The 18,465-nt window shown below is 61.4% G+C and carries 17 protein-coding genes and 1 tRNA gene; 10 read left to right on the forward strand and 8 right to left on the reverse strand.

From position 1 onward, the window contains the following. Positions 1-213: 213 nt before the first annotated feature. Entirely contained in the window at positions 214-741 is a 528-nt protein-coding gene (locus tag ACYVRU_RS09925) for a ParA family protein (protein WP_461186080.1), read from the reverse strand. A gap of 222 nt (positions 742-963) precedes the next feature. Between ACYVRU_RS09925 and ACYVRU_RS09930 the strand changes: the two genes are divergently transcribed. From ACYVRU_RS09930 to ACYVRU_RS09940, 3 genes are all read left to right on the forward strand, one after another. Then, a complete protein-coding gene (locus ACYVRU_RS09930) occupies positions 964-1,380 on the forward strand; it encodes a hypothetical protein (RefSeq protein ID WP_461186081.1) in 417 nt (138 codons plus the stop codon). A 10-nt stretch (positions 1,381-1,390) separates the two neighbouring features. Then, complete coding sequence (locus ACYVRU_RS09935) at positions 1,391-1,975, forward strand: MarR family winged helix-turn-helix transcriptional regulator (RefSeq protein WP_461186082.1); 585 nt, start codon at positions 1,391-1,393, stop codon at positions 1,973-1,975. A 214-nt stretch (positions 1,976-2,189) separates the two neighbouring features. Further along, positions 2,190-3,104: a nitroreductase family protein gene (locus ACYVRU_RS09940; protein ID WP_461186083.1), complete on the forward strand. Its 915-nt coding sequence runs from the start codon at positions 2,190-2,192 to the stop codon at positions 3,102-3,104. Here ACYVRU_RS09940 and ACYVRU_RS09945 read toward each other — a convergent pair. Then, positions 3,101-3,667 (reverse strand): ABC transporter transmembrane domain-containing protein, encoded by a 567-nt coding sequence (locus ACYVRU_RS09945; RefSeq protein ID WP_461186084.1) that lies wholly within the window; start codon positions 3,665-3,667, stop codon positions 3,101-3,103. The two genes, ACYVRU_RS09940 and ACYVRU_RS09945, sit on opposite strands and share 4 nt — an antisense overlap. Positions 3,668-3,936: 269 nt before the next feature. Between ACYVRU_RS09945 and ACYVRU_RS09950 the strand changes: the two genes are divergently transcribed. After that, the gene (locus tag ACYVRU_RS09950; RefSeq protein WP_162845766.1) at positions 3,937-5,169 is read left to right on the forward strand and encodes an aminotransferase-like domain-containing protein; all 1,233 of its coding nucleotides are present in this window, start codon (positions 3,937-3,939) and stop codon (positions 5,167-5,169) included. A gap of 209 nt (positions 5,170-5,378) precedes the next feature. Here the strand turns inward: ACYVRU_RS09950 and ACYVRU_RS09955 are convergent, their stop codons facing one another. The 3 genes from ACYVRU_RS09955 to ACYVRU_RS09965 all read right to left on the reverse strand — a co-directional run bounded on the left by ACYVRU_RS09955 (position 5,379) and on the right by ACYVRU_RS09965 (position 8,526). Beyond that, positions 5,379-6,494: a helix-turn-helix transcriptional regulator gene (locus ACYVRU_RS09955; RefSeq protein ID WP_461186085.1), complete on the reverse strand. Its 1,116-nt coding sequence runs from the start codon at positions 6,492-6,494 to the stop codon at positions 5,379-5,381. 218 nt (positions 6,495-6,712) lie between these two features. Further along, positions 6,713-7,246 (reverse strand): phosphatase PAP2 family protein, encoded by a 534-nt coding sequence (locus tag ACYVRU_RS09960; RefSeq protein ID WP_461186086.1) that lies wholly within the window; start codon positions 7,244-7,246, stop codon positions 6,713-6,715. A gap of 59 nt (positions 7,247-7,305) precedes the next feature. Next, positions 7,306-8,526, reverse strand: a complete 1,221-nt coding sequence (locus ACYVRU_RS09965) for an LPXTG cell wall anchor domain-containing protein (RefSeq protein ID WP_461186087.1) — start codon at positions 8,524-8,526, stop codon at positions 7,306-7,308. A 261-nt stretch (positions 8,527-8,787) separates the two neighbouring features. Between ACYVRU_RS09965 and ACYVRU_RS09970 the strand changes: the two genes are divergently transcribed. The 5 genes from ACYVRU_RS09970 to ACYVRU_RS09990 all read left to right on the forward strand — a co-directional run bounded on the left by ACYVRU_RS09970 (position 8,788) and on the right by ACYVRU_RS09990 (position 14,235). Further along, complete coding sequence (locus ACYVRU_RS09970) at positions 8,788-9,249, forward strand: pyridoxamine 5'-phosphate oxidase family protein (protein ID WP_461186088.1); 462 nt, start codon at positions 8,788-8,790, stop codon at positions 9,247-9,249. A gap of 69 nt (positions 9,250-9,318) precedes the next feature. After that, entirely contained in the window at positions 9,319-10,224 is a 906-nt protein-coding gene (locus ACYVRU_RS09975) for an acetamidase/formamidase family protein (RefSeq protein ID WP_114540561.1), read from the forward strand. A 302-nt stretch (positions 10,225-10,526) separates the two neighbouring features. After that, positions 10,527-11,930: an APC family permease gene (locus ACYVRU_RS09980; protein ID WP_114540553.1), complete on the forward strand. Its 1,404-nt coding sequence runs from the start codon at positions 10,527-10,529 to the stop codon at positions 11,928-11,930. Between the two features lie 341 nt (positions 11,931-12,271). Beyond that, a complete protein-coding gene (gene proC / locus ACYVRU_RS09985; RefSeq protein ID WP_461186089.1) occupies positions 12,272-13,108 on the forward strand; it encodes a pyrroline-5-carboxylate reductase in 837 nt (278 codons plus the stop codon). A 218-nt stretch (positions 13,109-13,326) separates the two neighbouring features. Then, on the forward strand, positions 13,327-14,235 hold the full coding sequence (locus ACYVRU_RS09990) for a hypothetical protein (RefSeq protein ID WP_461186090.1): 909 nt from the start codon (positions 13,327-13,329) through the stop codon (positions 14,233-14,235). Between the two features lie 89 nt (positions 14,236-14,324). On the opposite strand, the gene ACYVRU_RS09995 is transcribed toward ACYVRU_RS09990, so the two are convergent. After that, positions 14,325-15,674 (reverse strand): sensor domain-containing diguanylate cyclase, encoded by a 1,350-nt coding sequence (locus ACYVRU_RS09995; RefSeq protein WP_461186091.1) that lies wholly within the window; start codon positions 15,672-15,674, stop codon positions 14,325-14,327. Positions 15,675-15,952: 278 nt separating this feature from the next. Between ACYVRU_RS09995 and yfcE the strand changes: the two genes are divergently transcribed. Then, a complete protein-coding gene (gene yfcE / locus ACYVRU_RS10000; protein ID WP_418379491.1) occupies positions 15,953-16,540 on the forward strand; it encodes a phosphodiesterase in 588 nt (195 codons plus the stop codon). A 206-nt stretch (positions 16,541-16,746) separates the two neighbouring features. On the opposite strand, the gene ACYVRU_RS10005 is transcribed toward yfcE, so the two are convergent. Then, positions 16,747-16,822 (reverse strand) — tRNA-Phe (locus tag ACYVRU_RS10005). An 82-nt stretch (positions 16,823-16,904) separates the two neighbouring features. Next, positions 16,905-18,209 carry an ATP-binding protein gene (locus ACYVRU_RS10010; protein ID WP_302807793.1) on the reverse strand — a complete coding sequence of 435 codons (1,305 nt, stop codon included), beginning with the start codon at positions 18,207-18,209 and terminating at the stop codon, positions 16,905-16,907. Positions 18,210-18,465: the final 256 nt, after the last annotated feature.

Consider the following 18,465-nt stretch of genomic DNA (forward strand, 5'->3'; position numbering starts at 1 on the left):
AAAGGGATGGTTGGGGAATGGGACGATCGAGGCAACAGGCAGTAGCTGGATGACGCTGCTTCCCTTCGAGTCCCGCTCGACCTGCGAGGTGAAGAGCTCGTCCACTGACGGAAGGCTTATGTTCACTTTCTTCTTAGCCATTGCAGATCACCTCATCGGCAAGGCCGGTGAAGACTGATGCGACTTTGCCGCGTTTGTCGTATGCGAAGATGCTTACGCCGACGGCAGGCGTCTCTGCGGCCGATACGGCTCGGGGGATGATGGACTCGAATACGCGATAAGTATTGCCGTATTGGCTGCGAATGGTCGCCTCCACCTCGCGGGCAAGATTCCCAGCGTCGGCGCACAGTCTATGAGGACATAATCGTAGTTATCCTTGATGCCGGAAAGCCAGGTGTTGAGAATCTGCTCCCGCGACATCGCCATGAAGATGCCCATCTCCATGCTCGCAAGGTCGATGTTCGCAGGCATGAGGTCGACGCCTTCTTTATGGCTGAGGATTCCCTCATCTGCCTGCAGGTCTATACCCTCGATCACCGCCTGGATATGGTTCGCGACGGTGACCTCTAAAGAGTCGGGATTTGCCCAGCCGAGCGATTTGGTCAGATCGCCTTGGGGATCCGTGTCCACCAACAATACGCGCTTATTGAGCTTTGCCAAGGCGATGCCGAGACTGAGCGTTGTGGCGGTCTTCCCTGTTCCTCCTTTTTGGTTTGCCACCGCTATCGTTTTACACGTCATGGTGCACCTCCATTCCTGTGGCCAAGCCACGTCGTGGAGGTCAGACAGCCCATTCGAGAAGAAACACACATTTCGGCTCGTTTCGGCACACGGAAGGCCGCAGTGCGGGGCTTCTCGCTGATGAGGCATAACGGCTGCTGCAGTTGTGTCAGTTTGATAATTATTTGATATAACTATTTGCACCCATGGTAAGGTGTCTTCCAAACAACCAAGGAGGCATCTATGAGCAATTTCTTCCAGAATCTGCCGTACAAGCTGGCGAACTTCATGGTGGGACGCAACGGGCCCGACGCCTTGGCGCGCGCATCGCTGTGGGCGGGCGTGCTGTTCACGTTCTTGGAAATCTTTACAGGCCTGGGCATCTGCTCGCTTCTCGGCATGGCGCTCTTGCTGTACTTCATGTTCCGCTGCTTCTCGCGCAACATCGCCGCTCGCGCCCGGGAGAACGCCCGCTACATCGCCCTTACGGCCAAGCCGCGCGCTGCCTGGGCCCGCTTCAACACGCGATGGGACCAGCGCAAAACGACCAAGTTCCTGAAGTGCCCGCAGTGCGGCCAGTCGCTTTCCGTACCGAAGGGCAAGGGCACGCTGAAAATCACCTGCCCGAAGTGCCGCAACCAGTTCACGACGAAGTCCTAAGGAGCGCGCCATGGGAGAGAAGAACGTGGAGGCGAGGCGCGAGGCGGCCAGCGAAACGGTGAATACCTCTGCACCGACGAACCGCGAAGACACCGCCCCCGAAGAGAGCGGCTCCGTGACTCTGGAGGCCACCCCGCTCGCGCCCCCCTTCGAAGAGCTCATCGAGCTGTCCCGCGATTTGCAGGCTATTGGCAACGCCACGCTCGATCCCGTCGGACGCAAATACGGGTTGAACCGGCTCGCCCTGTTCACGCTGCTGAACCTCGATCGGCTGCCCGATCAGACGCCCTCGCACCTCAGCACCGTGCTGCACGCCAAACGCACGAACATCGCGAGTGCCCTGCGCAATTTGGAGTGCAAGGGGCTCGTCACCATCGGCGCCAGCGAGGCTGACAAGCGGCATCGGCTCGTGAACCTCACCGAGAAGGGGCGCGAAGTGGCTCTTGCCGCCGACGCCGATCTGAGCGAGGCGCGCGCCAGCCTGCTCGACCATGTGCCCACCGAGAGCGTCGAGCAACTCATGGAAGCCTGGCACACCTTCCGCGCCTGCGCCCGCGACGTCGCTACCTTTGCAGAGGGGCAAATCGTGCGCTAGCGCTCCGGCTGCAGCGAGCCGTAATAGTTAGCCGTGGTGTCGCCTCTTTCACGGCGGATTCCGCCACGCTGCAGGGCAACAAGTTTTCGTCGCATGTTGCCTTGCGGGCTGTGAACAGGTTCTGGATTGGCAGACGCGACGCCGATGCGGACGGATATGTTTCCTAAAATGCCAGCGAACTCAAATCTTGGCGAACGCTTGAGAAAGGAACCTCATGGACGGAAAAGCCATTCATCGCTGCCTGCATGTGCTGGATCTAGAGAAATCGATCGCCTTCTACGAGAAGGCCCTGGGAATGTCGGTGATTCGCCGCGTGGGGCCCGAGGACGGCTCGTGGACCAACGTGTTCATGGGCGACGACGCCTCGGGCTTCCAGCTGGAGCTCACGTGGAACCGCGGGCGTACCGAGCCCTACGACAACGGCGGTCGCGACTCGCATCTGGCCTTCACTGTAGACGATTACGAGGCCGCCCGTGCGGTACACGAGGAGATGGGCTGCATCTGCCACGTGAATGAGGCCATGGGCTTGTACTTCATCGAAGACCCCGACGGCTGCTGGCTGGAAATTCTGCCGAACAAGACCGAGTTCGCGCCTCAAAGCGGCGTGGACGTGCTGGACGCCCTGGCGCGCCGTCGCAGTCTGCGTCGCTATTCCGGCGAATCGGTTCCGCAGGCGCTGCTCGATCGCATTTTGGAAGCGGGGCTGCGCTCGGCGTCGGGTCGCGGACGCCGCCCGTGGGAGCTCATCGTCGTGCGCGACCGCGCTACGCTGGATGCGCTGGCCGAGTGCCGCGAGCAGGGAGCGGCCATGCTCACCGGGGCCGACGCCGCCATCGTCGTGGTGGCCGATCCGACGCTGGCCGATACCTGGGTGGAAGACTGCTCCATCGTCATGGCGAACATGCAGCTGGAGGCGTCGGCCTCCGGGGTGGGCAACTGCTGGATTCAGGGGCGGATGCGCCAGGCAGCCGACGGGCGCTCGACTCACGAGTTCGTCGCCGATCTTTTGAAGGTACCGGCTCCTTACCAGCTCGAGGCCATCCTCTCCCTCGGCATGCCCGAAGCCGAAGCCCCGCGCCGCCCCTTCGACAAAACGCTGCTGGAGAAGGTGCACGAGGGGCAGTTTTAGGCCCTCGCGCACCTGCGGACGCCCGGGAAGCCGGCGGCATTCGTGATGCCCGCCAAGGTCGATTTCCCCGAGCCGCTCTCGCCCACGATGCCCGAAAACGATCCGGCCGGCGCCTCGAAGTTGACATCTTGCAGCACGGCACGCTTGCCATCGTAGGTGTAGCCCACCCCGCGGCAGACCAAGGCCACCTCGTCGGCTTGGAAGATTTTCAGAGTAGTGAGACCCTGCAGGTTCTCCAGAAACGTCGCGCCCAGATCGGTGTAGGCGCCCCAATACTCGCCCATGACGCGCTTGACGATCTTTTGCACTGCCGCGATGGATGCCGGAATGAGCGGCACGCACAAAAGCAGTGCCACAGCCGCCGGCAGGCACAGCGGCGCCAAACAGGCGAACAGGGTGAGCGGAGCCAACACGGCGTAGAACAACTGGGGCACGTAGGCGCCGAAATAGCCCTCCAGCTGCTCGGTGCCCTCCACGCACACCTGAACGGCCTCGGCCGTGGATGCCGATTCCGTATAGGCCGTCCCCAGGCGCACCAGCTTGTCGTACACCTGGGTGCGCACTTCGCGCTAGCTGGCCGACCTTCATCGCCAGCCGCGTAGCCCGCGAAATAGCGGCCGGCGCCCTCCATTGCGAGCCTCGCCTCCTGCTGGATCCCGTGCCCTTGCGCTACGAGTACGCCGTGGTGAAGCTGCCCTAAGCGGAGCACTTCTACACGTAAGCCGAAATAATGGTTGCACGCGGACCGGTTCGTGGAAAAATGGAAGAGCAGATTAGTCAACGAACGCAACGCCATCGACGAAGCGCTTTCAACCGAGCGGAGGCAACAACCATGACCAACGAGACCATCGCGACCGAAACCACCGAGACCGTCGGGGAATTCCCCATCGACGAGCTTCTGTCTGACGGCATCACCAACACGCCGCCGTCGTTCGTGCGCGCCATTCTGGCCGCCGCGTCCGATCCTGCGGTGACCTCCTTCGCCGGCGGCCTGCCGAACCCCATTTCCTTCCCACAGGAAAAGCTGCTGGAATCGATGCAGCGCGTGGTGGCCGAGCGCGGCCCGGAGGCCTTCCAGTACTCCGTCACCGCCGGCGTGCCCGAGCTGCGCGCCTGGATCGCCGAGCGCTACAACCACCGCTTCGGCACCGACTACACCGAAGAGGACGTGCTCGTGACCACCGGCTCGCAGCAGGTGCTCGACCTGCTCGGCAAGGTGCTGCTGGACAAGGGCGACGGTGTCATCGTGGAAAAGCCCACGTACCTGGCTGCCATTCAGGCGTTCGCGCTGCAGCAGCCCGTCTTCCGCGAGGTGGAACTGACCGAAGAGGGCCTGAACATCGACGAGCTGAACGCGGCACTCGATGCCGGCGCGAAGATGATCTACCTCATCCCGAACTTCCAGAATCCCACGGGCCTCACCTACACCGCCGAGAATCGCGAGCAGGTGCGCGAGGTGCTGGCCGGCCGCAACATCGTGGTAGTGGAAGACGACCCCTACGGCGAGCTGCGCTTCGAGGGCGACTCGCTGCCCTACATCGGCGGCACCGCGCTGCCCCACGGCGTGATCATGGGTTCGTTCTCGAAGACAGTCACCCCCGGCTTCCGCATGGGGTACCTCCTCACGAAGGATCACGACCTGCTGAAGGCGCTCAACACCGCCAAGGAAGCCGCCGACCTGCACACCAACGTGTTCGCTCAGTTCGTGGTGCTCGATTACCTGCGCCACAACGACCTGGACGAGCACCTGGTGAAGATCCGCGAACTGTACCGCACCCAGGCCCGCGCGATGACCGACGCCATGGCCGAGTTCTTCCCCGCCGAGGTGAGCTTCACCAAGCCCGAGGGCGGCATGTTCCTCTGGGCGACGCTGCCCGAGGGCGTTTCCACCATGGAGCTGTTCCCGAAGGCTCTCGAGCGCAACGTGGCCTTCGTGCCGGGCGACCCGTTCTACCCCGAGCCGGGTGCGCGCTCTACCATGCGCTTGAACTTCACCAACGCCGACGAGGAGACCATCCGCGACGGCATCCAGCGCCTGGGCGAAGTCATCGCCGCCGCGCTGTAAACCGTTTCGAAGGGGCACTCGCAGCTCATTCGTTTTCCGTATCTTCCGTAGGGGGCGACCTTGGTCGCCCCTTTTTTTGTCCTGCGAGCAAAACGCGCTCGGAAGGGCTGACCGAGGCCAGCCCCTACGGTGGGGACTGGGAGGGCAGGCCGAGGTCAGCCCCTACAGTGGGATGCGCGATAGGGGGGACGCAGCGGGGAACGCGAGCTCTATCGGCTCGGTTGATCCTTCACGAAGGAGCCGACCGCGATGGCAGCCACAGCGCACAGCAGGCCGCCGATGGCCCACGCGAGCCAGAAGTACGGCGTCTCGTACTCGGGCACGAACAGCATGACCAAGCCGGCAATGGTCGCGACGATCATGATGCAGGCGCACAAGCCGCTGGTAAGCTGATCCTTGCGGCGCTTGCGTTCGATACGGGCGCGGGCACGCTCGATCTCCTCATCGGACGCCTCGGGCACGCCGAGCAGCGCGCAGATCTGCTCGTCGGTGTACATCGCACGCAGGGCCGCCGCGTCGGAGTTCACAATGACTTTACCCTCGTCGCTTTCAGCAATCGCCTGCTCGCGCGCATCGTTGTAGTTGGCGATGTTCAGCCGGCTGAGCATCATGGAACCGTATACGATGCACCACACGCCGACCGCAATGAGCCCCATCATGAGCGCGGCCGCCTCGGTCTGAACAAATTCGCTCAAGGAGTCGGTCAAAGCTGTAAGCACGATGCCCGTAAAAACGAGCGCAATGCCCGCTACAAGCAGCCACGCGAAAAGACGCTGGGTGCGCTGACGATCTTCCACCGTGTAGAAATCCTGGATGAAGGGGTGGCTACGCTGAAACTCCGTATGTTGAAAAGCAGCTGTTACGATAAGGCCGAGACCGACGGCGATGCCCGCGAACAGGGGGATGAGGCTCGCGCCCGCAAGAGAGGGCGCTGTCGCCTCGGCCCAACCGGCCACGGCCATGAGAAGCGCCACACCGACGAGAATAGCGAACACGCCCCAGGCGATCTTCCATGCGAAGGCGCGCATGTGCTCATCGTAGCCGCACACATCTTGGGGCGGCCCACCGGCGGCCTCGCGCAGAACGGCGGCGCGCGCTTGCACAGCGGCCGTGGGCGTGCTGGTCGTCAGGTCGCCTTGCACGAGGTCGTCTAAGGTGACGTCGAATATCTGGCACAGCTTCAGCAGCTTGTCCATTTCGGGATAGGACTTCTCGGCCTCCCACTTCGTGACGGACTGACGGCTGACGCCGAGCATGAGGGCAAGCTGTTCCTGGGTCATCGCATGGGTAGCCCGAAGATGTTGAAGGTTGTCGCGGAAGCTCATGGTGGGCCTACTTTCTCTGAACGAGGGAAGACCGCTGCCCTGTGTTTTCGGGCGCCGCGAAGGAGCCCGTGCCATCAGTCGTCGCCTTCCCCAAAGGACAAGTTCGGTTGATCAACAACGATCACTTTACCTGTCACGCAAGGTGCATTCTACCAACTTACGGCATCAATTTCCGCAACGTACAAGCGCCTTCTGGTTGCAAACCCCAGGTCAAGCCTTTAGAGCAGCACCGCCAGAAAAGCAGCAAGCGCACCCGTGGCAGAGCCGATGAAGGCGCCGGCAACAACGTCACGCGGAAAGTGCACGCCGCCGAGGACGCGGCAAACCGCGAGCGCACCGGCCGCGACCAGCAGCACGACGGCAACGGGCACGCTGGCCACGAACCAACTTGCCGCAATGGCGAAGGCCGAGAAGGTATGCCGGCTCGGAAACGACTTACCCACGCCGTCGCGAGCAATGAGCGGCGCGATGGCACAGCACTCGTAGGGCCGCGGCGCATTGAACCGCCCCCGGAAGAAACTCACTGCGGCGAACCCCACGGCGGTGACGCCGACGAGAGGAACCAGCCCCCACGGATCGCTCACGCAGGCCCACCCGAGCAACAGCGCATAGGCCGCATAGAACACTATCACGATGCCGCGGTTGACGATGTTGAGCGCCCGAACAACGCCAGGGCGGCCCCGCAGGGGAGCCGCCCATTGTTCGTAGCGTTGCTCGTAATGTTGTTCGCAGCGTGCCTGATTCGTTCCCACCGTTGTCGCTTCCTCTTACTGAAGATTGCCTCCCAGAGTGTACAACGAAGAAACGCGCGCTAACGGCGAATCTTGCGAAACGCCATGGCGGCCCCAACGGCGGCAACGCCACTCACAAGAAGGATCACGGCGAACACCAGGCCCTTCTCGTCGCCCGTCTGAGGAAGCGTCAGCACACCGTCTTTGGAAGCAGCCTCCGCTTCGGCGTGATTGGCATTCTCCGCCGCAGCCTCATCGATCACTTGGGTGCCTTGGCTGCCGCCGTTGGAAGTCGCTCCCGCGTTCGGCTTGCTCGCGTCCGAACCGCTGCCCGAGGAGCCGCCCGGCGTCCCCGGCGCGCTGCCCCCATCGCCCGTGCCGCCGTCGGAGGGCCCGTCGGGCGTTGCATCCGGAGCCTCCGGCGCGACAGGATCACCAGGCGTCTCGCCCGCGTCCGGATCGTCGGGCGTCTCGGTCGATTCGGTTCCCACTTCAATCTCATCGGGTCGCACCACAGGACACGTGTAGACGAGGTTGATCTCGTTTTTCGAGGAGTCCATGTTCACGAACACGTCCTCGGGGTAGCTGCCCACATAGGCCAGACCATCAACGGGTTCAGTCGCCTCGGCCAGCTCATCACCCGTTAGAACGTCGGCGAACAGCTCGTTGCTACGTACCTCGCTGCCCATCTTCGTGAACCCCACCGTGTGATCGCCGACCGTCTCGACGATGGTGTGGTTGTACAGCGGCATCGACCCTGAAGCGTCCAGCAAAGACGCCTCGTAGTAGTTCACGGTCACATCGCTGGACTGACGGAAGTAGTTGAGCCGAATGGCGTTCTTCGACGGGTCTTCCGAAACGGTCAGCTCACGCGGCCAGCCGTCGAAGAAGGCGAACCCGGGGTTGGTGCCCACATGATCCCATGCCTTCACCACATCGCCCGGCTTCAAACCTTCCACCGTCGTGGTGCCTAGCAGACGCGTACCGGTCAGCTCAGGAACGCCCCAATCTTCGAGCGTCGGGTCGTCGTAGTGCACGAGCTCGAAATGGTAGATGGTGACCGTTTGCGTCGCCTCCTCATCGGCATTAGCGTCGGCACCGGTCTTCTCGCCGGCCGCCTCATCGCTGGCGGTCGCAGAGACCGTCAAGACCGACTCGTCAGTGCGGTCATCTTCCATGGCCATGGCCGGAAGCGGTGCCACGGCAAGGGCAAGGGCGAGAACGCCGGCCATCACCGGCACGCCGAGGCGACCCTTCAGCGCAGTAAGAGATCGCGAAGCAAAAGTAAGCAGCGTTTTCACGTGAAACTCTTTTCAATCAGCGTCGGCCCGGGGCCGACATCGCTCATCTTATTAATGTCTAGTATATTGCTAGACTTACAGAGGAACTGTACTAAAAACGGGATAGGTATTCAATCACCTATCCCCAGGAAAAGCACGAGAATGCTCCCATTCCATAAGTTAAACATTGATGACTTTTCCGCATTGAATTGGCGATGCTCTCTCCTAAAGTTTCCCGCGCTATAATGCGGACAGCATCCACGAGCGTCGAAAGGGGCATCCATGCGCAGGAAGGACCGCGAGCAAAGCGAGGAATTCGGCTGGGACGTGCTTGAGACGTGCCCCTACGCCATACTTTCGACCACCGACGACGAGGGGCTTCCCTACAGCATCCCCGTGTCTCCGGCGGTGCTCGAGGGCGCCATCTACGTTCATTCCGCCAAGCACGGCACAAAGTCGAAGCTTCTGCGCGAGCACCCCGCAGTGTGCCTGGTAGGCGTGCGCGATGTCGTGCCGCTGCCCGAGGCGTACTCCACCGAGTATGCCAGCGCCGTGGTGCGCGGCACCATCGCCGAGGTGACCGACGACGCCGAGCGCATTGCCGCCCTGCACGCCATCGTCGAGCGCTACGCTGCCGAGAACCTCGCCCATTTCGACACCGCGTTGGCCAGCGAGCTTTCCCGTACCGTCGTGTGGAAAATCACCACGACCGAGATAACCGCGAAGGCCCGCCTGCACGAGTAATCTAAGAAGAGTATGATGGAACCCAGCGCGGCAAGGGGTCGCGCCATCACGCAAGCAGAGGAGGAAACCGTGCAAATCATCGAAGACAGGGTGTACGCGTTCTCGAAGGACAATCCGCCGTGCTACACCGCCCAGCCGGGCGAGGTGCTGCAGTTCAACACGCTCGACTGCTTCTCGGGCCGCCTGACCGACGAAACCGTCACCATGAAGGACATGGACTTCTCCTACAACATCACCAACCCCGCCGCCGGCCCTGTGTACGTGGAAGGCGCTGAAGTGGGCGACGTGCTCGTCGTGGACATCTACGACATCCAGGTGGCCGACGAGGGCACCATCGCCACTGACGACCATTGCGGTCCTCTGTTCGAGGGCACCGATTACCGCACGAAGAAGATCAAGATCGAGGGCGGCATGGCCGACTTCAACGGCGTGCGCTTCCCCATCAACCCCATGATCGGCGTCATCGGCACCGCGCCGGACGAGGGGGCACCGGCCGATGGCTTCGTGGGCAACTACGGCGGCAACATGGACAACAAGCTCATCACCAAGGGCACCCGTCTCTACTTCCCCGTGCGCGTTCCCGGCGCGCTTTTGCAGATGGGCGACGTGCACGCCACCATGGGCGACGCCGAACTGTGCGGCACCGGTATCGAGATCGCCGCGCAGATCACCGTCCGCGTGAACGTGTTGAAGAACTTCGAGCTGCATTGGCCGGTGCTGGAAACCTTCGGCCCGGCGGGCAAGTGGTACGTGAACGCCAGCGCCCAGGAGTACAACGAGGCGCTCGTGTGCGCGTCGAAGGAGATGCAGCGCTTGCTCATGCGCATCACCGGATGGGACGCCGTGGAAACCTACATGTACATGTCGGTGCAATCCGACGTGGAGATCAGCCAGGGCTGCAAGCCCTGCGAGGTGCAGCTGTCCCTGCGCATCGGCACCCCGAAGCTGACCGAGTTCCCCCCGCTTGTAGGGTAGACGCCAGCACCCGCAACAGCACCCTCTCCGAGAGGCCGGCTCGCACGCCGGCCTCTTTCTGCTTTGCTGCTTTTTTATTCGTTTGACGTTCTCGCCTCGCCCCTCTTCCCCGCACTTCCCCCAATATCATGCCTATACAGGCGAGTTTTCCCTTGTTCTTGTCCTTTTACCTTGAGTCAAATGGTAAGCTATGGCCGCGCACAATGCGCAGGAAAGGGGAATCGCCCGACCCGTGTTGGGAGGGATCACGGGCCGCACGATTCACGAGGAGAAGACTTGGAAGGGATAGAGAGGAGACGTCTATGTCACAACCCATCCAAGAGCCGACTATCGGCCTCGGCGAGGACATCGAGGCGTTCGGCTACAAGCAGGAGCTGAGGCGCGGCCTTCAGCTTCACGACGTCGTTCTGTACGGCGTTTTGTTCATGGTGCTCATCGCACCGCAGTCCATCTGGGGCTCGCTGCAGGTTGATTCCGGTGGTCTGACCCCGCTCGTGTACATCATCGGATTCGTTGCCATCAGCTTCACAGCCCTGAGCTACGCCGCGATGTCCAGCAAGTTCCCCATCGCGGGCTCGGTGTACTCCTACGTGCAGCGCGCCATCAACCCGCATGTGGGCTTCATGTCCGGTTGGCTCATCCTGCTGGACTACATCCTGGTGCCCTCTCTTCTGCTGGTCATGGTCGCCAACTGGGGAACCACCCTCGTGCCTGGCTCGCCTTGGTGGCTTTGGGTGGTCGTGTTCATCGCTTTCAACACGTTTGTGAACGTGCGCGGCATCACCATGTCGAAGGGCGTTGACTGGATCATCTTCGCCGTGGAGATCCTGGCGCTCATCGTGTTCATCGCTGTGGGCTGCATGTATGTCTCCGGCGGCGGCGGCTACGGCGAGTTCTCCACCGAGCCGTTCTACAAGCCCGGCGAGGTCGACCTCCACTTTGTGGCCACGGCCGTATCCCTGGCCTGCCTGTCGTTCCTCGGTTTCGACGGCATGTCCACCCTGGCCGAGGAAACCTACAAGCCCGAGAAGAACATCGGCAAGGGCATCCTCATCGCGCTGTGCATCATGATCGTCGTGTTCGTGGCTCAGACTTATGTGGCCGCTCTCATTCTTCCCGACTGGGCGAATACCGATCCCGACATGGGCTTCTTCGATGCCTGCTACGCTGCCGGCGGTCTGCTGCTGCAGAACTTCATGCTGGTTATCAACATCGTCGCCATCGGCATCGCCAACATCATGAATGCCCAGATCGCCTCTTCGCGCCTGCTGTTCTCCATGGGCCGCGACGGCGTGCTGCCCCGCGTGCTCGGCAAGGTGCATCCCAAGTACCAGACCCCCTGGGTGGCCGCTATCTTCCTGGGCGCGTTCTCGCTGGTCCTCACTCTGACCGCCGGTCAATTCGGCGGCATGACGGTGCTCGCCCCCATGGTGAACTTCGGCGCGCTGGCGTCGTTCATCGTCCTGAACTTCGGCGTGTTTTGGTACTTCTGGTGCAAGGAGAAGCAGCGCGGCGCCAAGGCCGTCTTGCGCTACCTCATCTGCCCCTGGATCGGTATCCTTATTCTGATCTACGTGTTCACCGGCTTCGATGCGCTCACCTATGGCGTGGGCATCAGCTGGTTCATCGTGGGCCTCATCATTGCCGCTGTCATTTCCAAGGGCTTCAAAGAAGTGCCCGACGCCTTCAAGAACCTGGAAGTGTAGCCGCTGTTCCTGCGGGCCTAACGGTTCCGAAAGGCATCCACCGATCCAGCAGCTTTGCCCGCCGTAGCGCACGGCATCTTTCGAGCCCCCGGCCATGTCGGGGGCTCTTCTTGTATACTAGGTTCGCCCCTCGAAACTCCCATCTATCTCCAATGCGCTGACCAGGAACTTCTTTGCGTTTTCCCAGATCAGTCTAGTAACCGCAGAATAGAAATAGATGGAAGTTTCGGGAGGCGAACCAGAAATAGATGGGAGTTTCGAGAGAACTCAACACCTCTGGACGCGCGAAAATGATGGAATCAGTTTGCGGGTCCTTGCAGAAAGGAAAGGGGAGGATTCCCATGAAGATCGGTTTCATTGGGCTGGGGAATATGGCCACAGCCATCATCGGTGGCCTGCTGCGCGAGGGCACAACGCTCAGCAGCGAAGACGACAACGCGACGGTGATCACCGCTGCCAACATCATCGGCTCGGCCAAGACCGAGGCCACGCGACAGAAGCGCGCCGAGCAATTCGGCATCGCCGTCACTGCCAGCAACCGCGAAGTTGCCGAAGCGGCCGATGTGCTGGTGCTCGCCGTGAAACCCCAGTTCTTCCCTGAAGTGATCGCCGAGATCCGCGACGCAGTGAGCGAAAACACCCTGGTTATCTCCATCGCCGCCGGCCTCACACTCGAGCGCATCGCGGGCCTTTTCGACCGCGATGTTACCGCCATGCGGCTCATCCGCTGCATGCCGAACACCCCGGCCCTCGTAAACGCCGGGTGCACCGCCGTCGTGCCTGGGCCGGGGGCAACTGCCGCTGATGAGACGCTCTGCCTGCAACTCATGGGCAGCTTCGGGCGCGCCATCGTTATTCCTGAGCGTCTGATGGACGCCGCCAGCGCCGCAGCTGGCTCCTCCCCCGCGTTTGTCTTCATGTTCATCGAAGCTTTGGCCGACGGGGCCGTGGCCGCTGGGATGCCGCGCGCCCAAGCTTATGAGTTCGCCGCCGCCGCCGTGGCCGGTTCGGCCCAGCTCGTTCTGGAAACAGGACGGCACCCGGGCGACCTGAAGGATATGGTCTGCTCGCCGGGCGGCACCACGATCGAAGGCGTGAAAGCCCTGGAAGAGGGTGCCTTCCGTGCGTCGGTCATGAACGCCATCGTCGCCTGCGTAGAAAAGGCGAAGGCCCTTTAGGCGCCGTAAAATCCACACGCAGGCACGTTCCGCTGGAAAACCGTGCAGAATGAGTGAAATTGCGTAGCAAGCCAGGAACGTTTCGCAATCGCTCAAATCCTCCTCGCTTTTCTGTGCATTATCATGGGAAAGTCAACCGCATTAAGGAGGCGACGTTCTGGAACAGCGCAAGGCATTCCTTCAAAACGCCCCTCTGCTCCTCGTTGAAAGGTCTCGCCATGAGGAAACATATTCGCACCTCCCTTACCCTGCTTATAGTGGCTCTCGCCGCCGCAAGCTTTATGCTCGTTCTGCCAGGCTGCGCCGGCGGCACCAACGACTCGCCCGGCAAACCCGACGCCGTGGGTAATCGATCTGCCGACAATACGGGCGACGCGACCCAGGGCGACGTCGTCAGCACCGCTATGGTTGCCTATGCCAACGGCGACCAGGTGCTCTTCGTCGACCAAGAAACGCAGACCCCCTACATCCCGACGGAGATCGACGACGCAACCATCATCGTCGACGGCCAGCAGACCGACGAAGATGCCCTGGTAGCGGGCAACATTGTGCAGGTCACGGGCAACGGCATCATGCTGGAAAGCTACCCGGGGCAGTACCCCGGCATCACAAAGGTCGAGGTCGTTGAAACCGGCAGCCCCGCCGACGCCGAGCAGTACGCCGACATCGTGGACACCGTATTCGCTGCCCCCGATCAGAGCCAAGTACCCGTCGGCAACCTCAGCTACAAAACGGATCAGGCCGACACCTCGGTCGTCTTGAATCCCTACGAGTTTGACTGGCAGTGGCAAACGGAAGACGGCCAAACCAGCACGTCCCAGGTTGATGGGTTTGCCGCCGACGGAAATGGCTTGGTTGCCGAAACGACCATCGACGTGCGCATCCCCCAAGCCGTTGACGCTTTCGCAGCCTTCTCCGTGAACCCGACGTCTGTGGAAATCGAGCGCCAGCCCTTGGTGAAAGGCGATACGGCGAAAGTTGACCCGCAGGCCGATGGCGAGGACGTGCCCTACACCCTGGGCGACGACGGCACGACGGCTCTGCGCATCGAGCCGAACTACCTCTATGAAGTGAAGGCCACCTTCCCCCAGGGCGAGGCCGAGTACGCCTTCTACACGGTGAGCTAGCCTTTCGCGAACATCACAAAACGGCCAGCGCCCGGCTCCTTCGAAGGAAGACGGACGCCGGCCGTTTATCGGAGCGAGGATTAGTCGAGTTAGTCGAGGTACCGCAGCGCCGCCTGGCTTTTGCCGGCACGCTTGGCCACATAGAGCGCCTCGTCAGCCACCTGGTACAGGTCGTCGAAGGTGACGGGCGTGCGGGTGCAGGCCACCGCGCCGATGGTAATGGAAGGGTGTAAGCCCTCGGGCATATCGGCGGGGCGCGGCGTTGTGGCGTAAATGCCGCCGGACAGCTGGGACAGCACGCGGTCTAAAGCCGGCCCAGGCACGAGACCGGCGGCAAACACGGCGAACTCGTCGCCACCGAGGCGGGCCACCACGTCATCCTTACGCATGTTCCGGCTGAGAAACGCGGCAATCTCCTGCAGCACCCGATCGCCTTCCGGGTGGCCGAAACCGTCGTTCACCTGCTTGAAGTTGTCCACGTCCACGAGAAAGAGACTGCAACCTTGGGCGCAATCCTCACTCGTCAGCGCCTTTTCGATGCGCGTCATGGCGGCCTCGCGATTGAAGATGCCCGTAAGGCCATCCAGCTCGGCCTTCTTCCGCAGGGTGGCCTCGCGCATGACCATCTCGTGGGTGTCCAGAAGACGACCCACATGGCGAACGGGACAACCAACGCCGTTGAATAGCACGAAAGACTGGTAGCGGCACCAGATGGGGTCGCCTTCCGCATTGGGTAGCGAGGTTTCCATATCGATGAAGTCGCCTTGCGCAACGATGTCGCGAATGCGCTCGATGTCGTGCACTTCCAGATCGATAGAGCATTCTTTGTCGCAACGCTTCTGCAAAATGAGGTCGTCCGACTGCGGCTCACGGTTGAAGCGCGCCTCGAAATCGCCGAAGATCTCGCCGGTCTGCGCCTGGCAGTCGATATCGAAGATAACGTCGCGCGAGAGCACTGTGAGCATTTCCACCCGCTCTTCGGCCCGTTCCAGCTTGCGCTGGTAGCTCATCTTCTCGGTGATGTCGATGATGGTGACATAGAACCACGCCTGTCCCTCGTCGTCCACCACATAGCGGCCGCGGTCGTCCACCCATACTTCGGCGCCGTCGGGACGATTCAGCCGATAGGTAACCGCGTCGGTGTTGCCGCACTTGATCTGGGAGGTTATCTCGTCGGTGACGCGCCGGCGGTCATCCGGGTGGACCATGCCGATAAAGCTGCTGTCCGTAATGGCGCAGAATTCCTCGTAGGTAGCGCAGCCGAACAGCTCCAGCACGTCGCGGCTCACATAATCGATCGTGCCGCCTTCATCGTCGGCGCGATAGCGAAACAGACCTCCGGGAATGCGATCAAGAAATTCCTGGGACACCTCATCTTCGATCGCGCACCCATCATGAGAGCCGAGCTTGCCCTCGGTCACCCGATGAAATATCGTCATAACCAGCCCCTTTGCGCTTCATCCAAACGAAAAGCCGCCAGCTGCGGTTCCTCGCGCCTCGTTCTCTCCCCCACGATCATACCACCGCTGACGCATTCGGAAGCCGTTGCTGCAACAACTCCTTCCTCGCATGTAATTATTTGTTGCGACACGGAGGTCAACGGCACGATCTATTGCCAATCTATGACGAATGCCGATGTTTCGAAGAGCGCTGCTATACTGGCGAGGCACTATCGATGGGGCGCTATGGGAGCGTACCCGTTTTGAAGGAGAGCCCTATGCGCTATCTCATTGCTTCCGATATTCACGGCGCGCTGCCAGCCGCTGAAATGCTGGTGGCGCGCTTTCGCGAAGAGGGCGCCGACCGACTGCTGCTGCTTGGCGACCTGCTGTATCACGGGCCGCGTAACCCCCTGCCCGAGGGCTACGCGCCGGCCCAGGTGGCGAAGCTGCTGAACGGGCTGGCCGATCGCATCACGGCAGTGCGGGGCAACTGCGACTCCGAGGTGGATCAGATGGTGCTGAACTTCCCCTGCCTAGGCGATTATGCGCTGGTAGTGGACGAGAGGACAACGCTGCTGCTCACCCATGGGCATCTGGATTTGGCGGCCGCCGTTGCGGGGCTTCCTGCAGGATCATTCGTACTCTCGGGCCACACCCACGTGAAAGGCATCGGGCCGGAAGCGGCGCCCGCGTTCGCAAAAGGCATCGCGGCCGCGCGGGACACGAGCGGGGAAGGAGGAGCCGGGACTTTCGCTGCGCCAGCGGTCACCTTCGTCAACCCCGGCAGCGTCGGCCACCCCAAAGACGGCTCCGCCAGCTACGCCATCTACGAGCACGGCACCGTAGAACTGCATCAGCTCTAGGCCGTGCCTTTTAAGATACAGCCTGCGATCTCGGAAGAATCTCTGAATTCTGATATTAATCTCTGAATTCAGAGATTCTTTCTGAGATTCCCCTGAGTCCTGTGGTTTGGAGCAACCGCGAATGATCGCCGTTGCTTTCGTGGGCCCACCAGGGGATTTGTCCAGATACAAAAAGACCCCCATGACTGGGGGTCTTTTCAAATTCATGGTGGTCGGAGGGGGACTTGAACCCTCGGCACGCGGATTTTCAGTCCGCTGCTCTACCAACTGAGCTACCCGACCATAGGCGCGAAACCACTGGTTCCTTGCGCGTCCGTATATTTTAGCGGGATGCCCTCCTCATTGCAAGAACTTTTTTGCCGCATTATGCCGTCAGCGCACGAATGGGTATAACGTAGATGCCCTCCTCAACGACGCGCGCGTACTTCCCTATGCCCACGATAACGGCCATGAACGCTGGGGGCCTCGTCTGAGCTCGGGGGTTCTCGCAGAGTTTCTTGCGAAGCCGTTTGAGATTCGAAACCGCCTGATCGACCTTACTTTCACTCGTCTTGATCTCGAAGGCGGCCCAACGGCCGTCCGCCAGCTCCACGATGGCGTCCACCTCGAGCCCGGAGTCATCGCGGTAGTAGCGAACGGGAATAGGGCGGGCGAGCTCATGCGCACGGGTATATGCAACGAGGTCGCGAAGACATAGGTTCTCGAAAACCAGTCCAAACGTCTGCCAATCCTCGAGCAGGGCAGCCGGCGACATGCCGAGCGCCGCGACGGCAAGCGAAGGGTCTGCCAAATACCGCTTCGGCTTGACCTGCAGGCGTTTCTTCGAGCGTGACGGGGGCTCCCAGCCGGGAACCTCCGAGACAAGATAGATACGATTGAAGAAGCTGAGATACTCGCCAATTTGGCGATCGGCGAGGTCGTCTCCCGTTGACCCCAGGGCGTCTTCCCTAATGGTGCCATAGGTGGCAGCCTGTCCCAAATTGCGAGCCAACGAGGCAACAATGCGCTCGGCAACGAAAGGATCAAGACCTTGGTCGGGAGCGCTCTCATAACAGATCGCAGAGAGGTACTCGCGGACAATCGCCTGGGCATCCAAGGGAGAAAGGTCGACTGCTTCAGGCCAGCCACCCCGGCAGGTCACATCGACGAGCTGCTCCGTATTGCCCCCGACGATAACCGGAACAGGGGGTTCCTCGAAAAGTCGGGCGAGAGAGACGCTTTTCTCGGATTCCCCCGATTCGGAGAGCGTCATAGGGGACATCTTGATGCGGCCGATTCGCCCCGCGCCGCTGTGCCTTTTATCCCCCTCCCCTGCCGCGCTGCGGTGATTGGGCGGCGTCGAAGAGCCCGTGAGGATCCAGGCGCCCCGTAGGCCCCTCGTCTCGTCAACACCATGGCGCACGAGGTTCCAGATGGCGGGTACGTGCTGCCACTCGTCAATGACATGCGGGCGCTCCCCCATGAGCATGAGCGAGGGGTCGTCCTGCGCCAGGGACAGCTCTTCGTCCACGTAGCTGATGGAGGCGCCATGTTGCCGCGCCGTCCATGTCTTTCCGCACCACTTCGTGCCCTCTATCTCCACGGCGCCGAATATCCTCAGACAACGTTCCACCTGCTCATCAACGAGGCGAGGAAGGTATCCTTGGGGCTTGACGGATGCTTGACCCACAGTGACTCCTCTCGGATTGTTTACTAAAATCCGAGTTTCATTTTACCAAAATCCGAATTAAAATTTACTAAAATCCGAATTTATGGGTTGTAGTCCAATGGCGCTTCGCAGAAGGCCTCTCAAGGAGCCCTGCGACAAAACACCCCTAAATCAGCGGCAGCTGAGAGCTGATGTCCTACTGCTGAGCAGCGACACCGGGGCCGCAGCACTGCGGGCGAATTACCCGTCACTTTGACAAATAGGAAAGAAAGGAAAA

This window comes from Adlercreutzia sp. CNCM I-6216, from assembly GCF_977113345.1.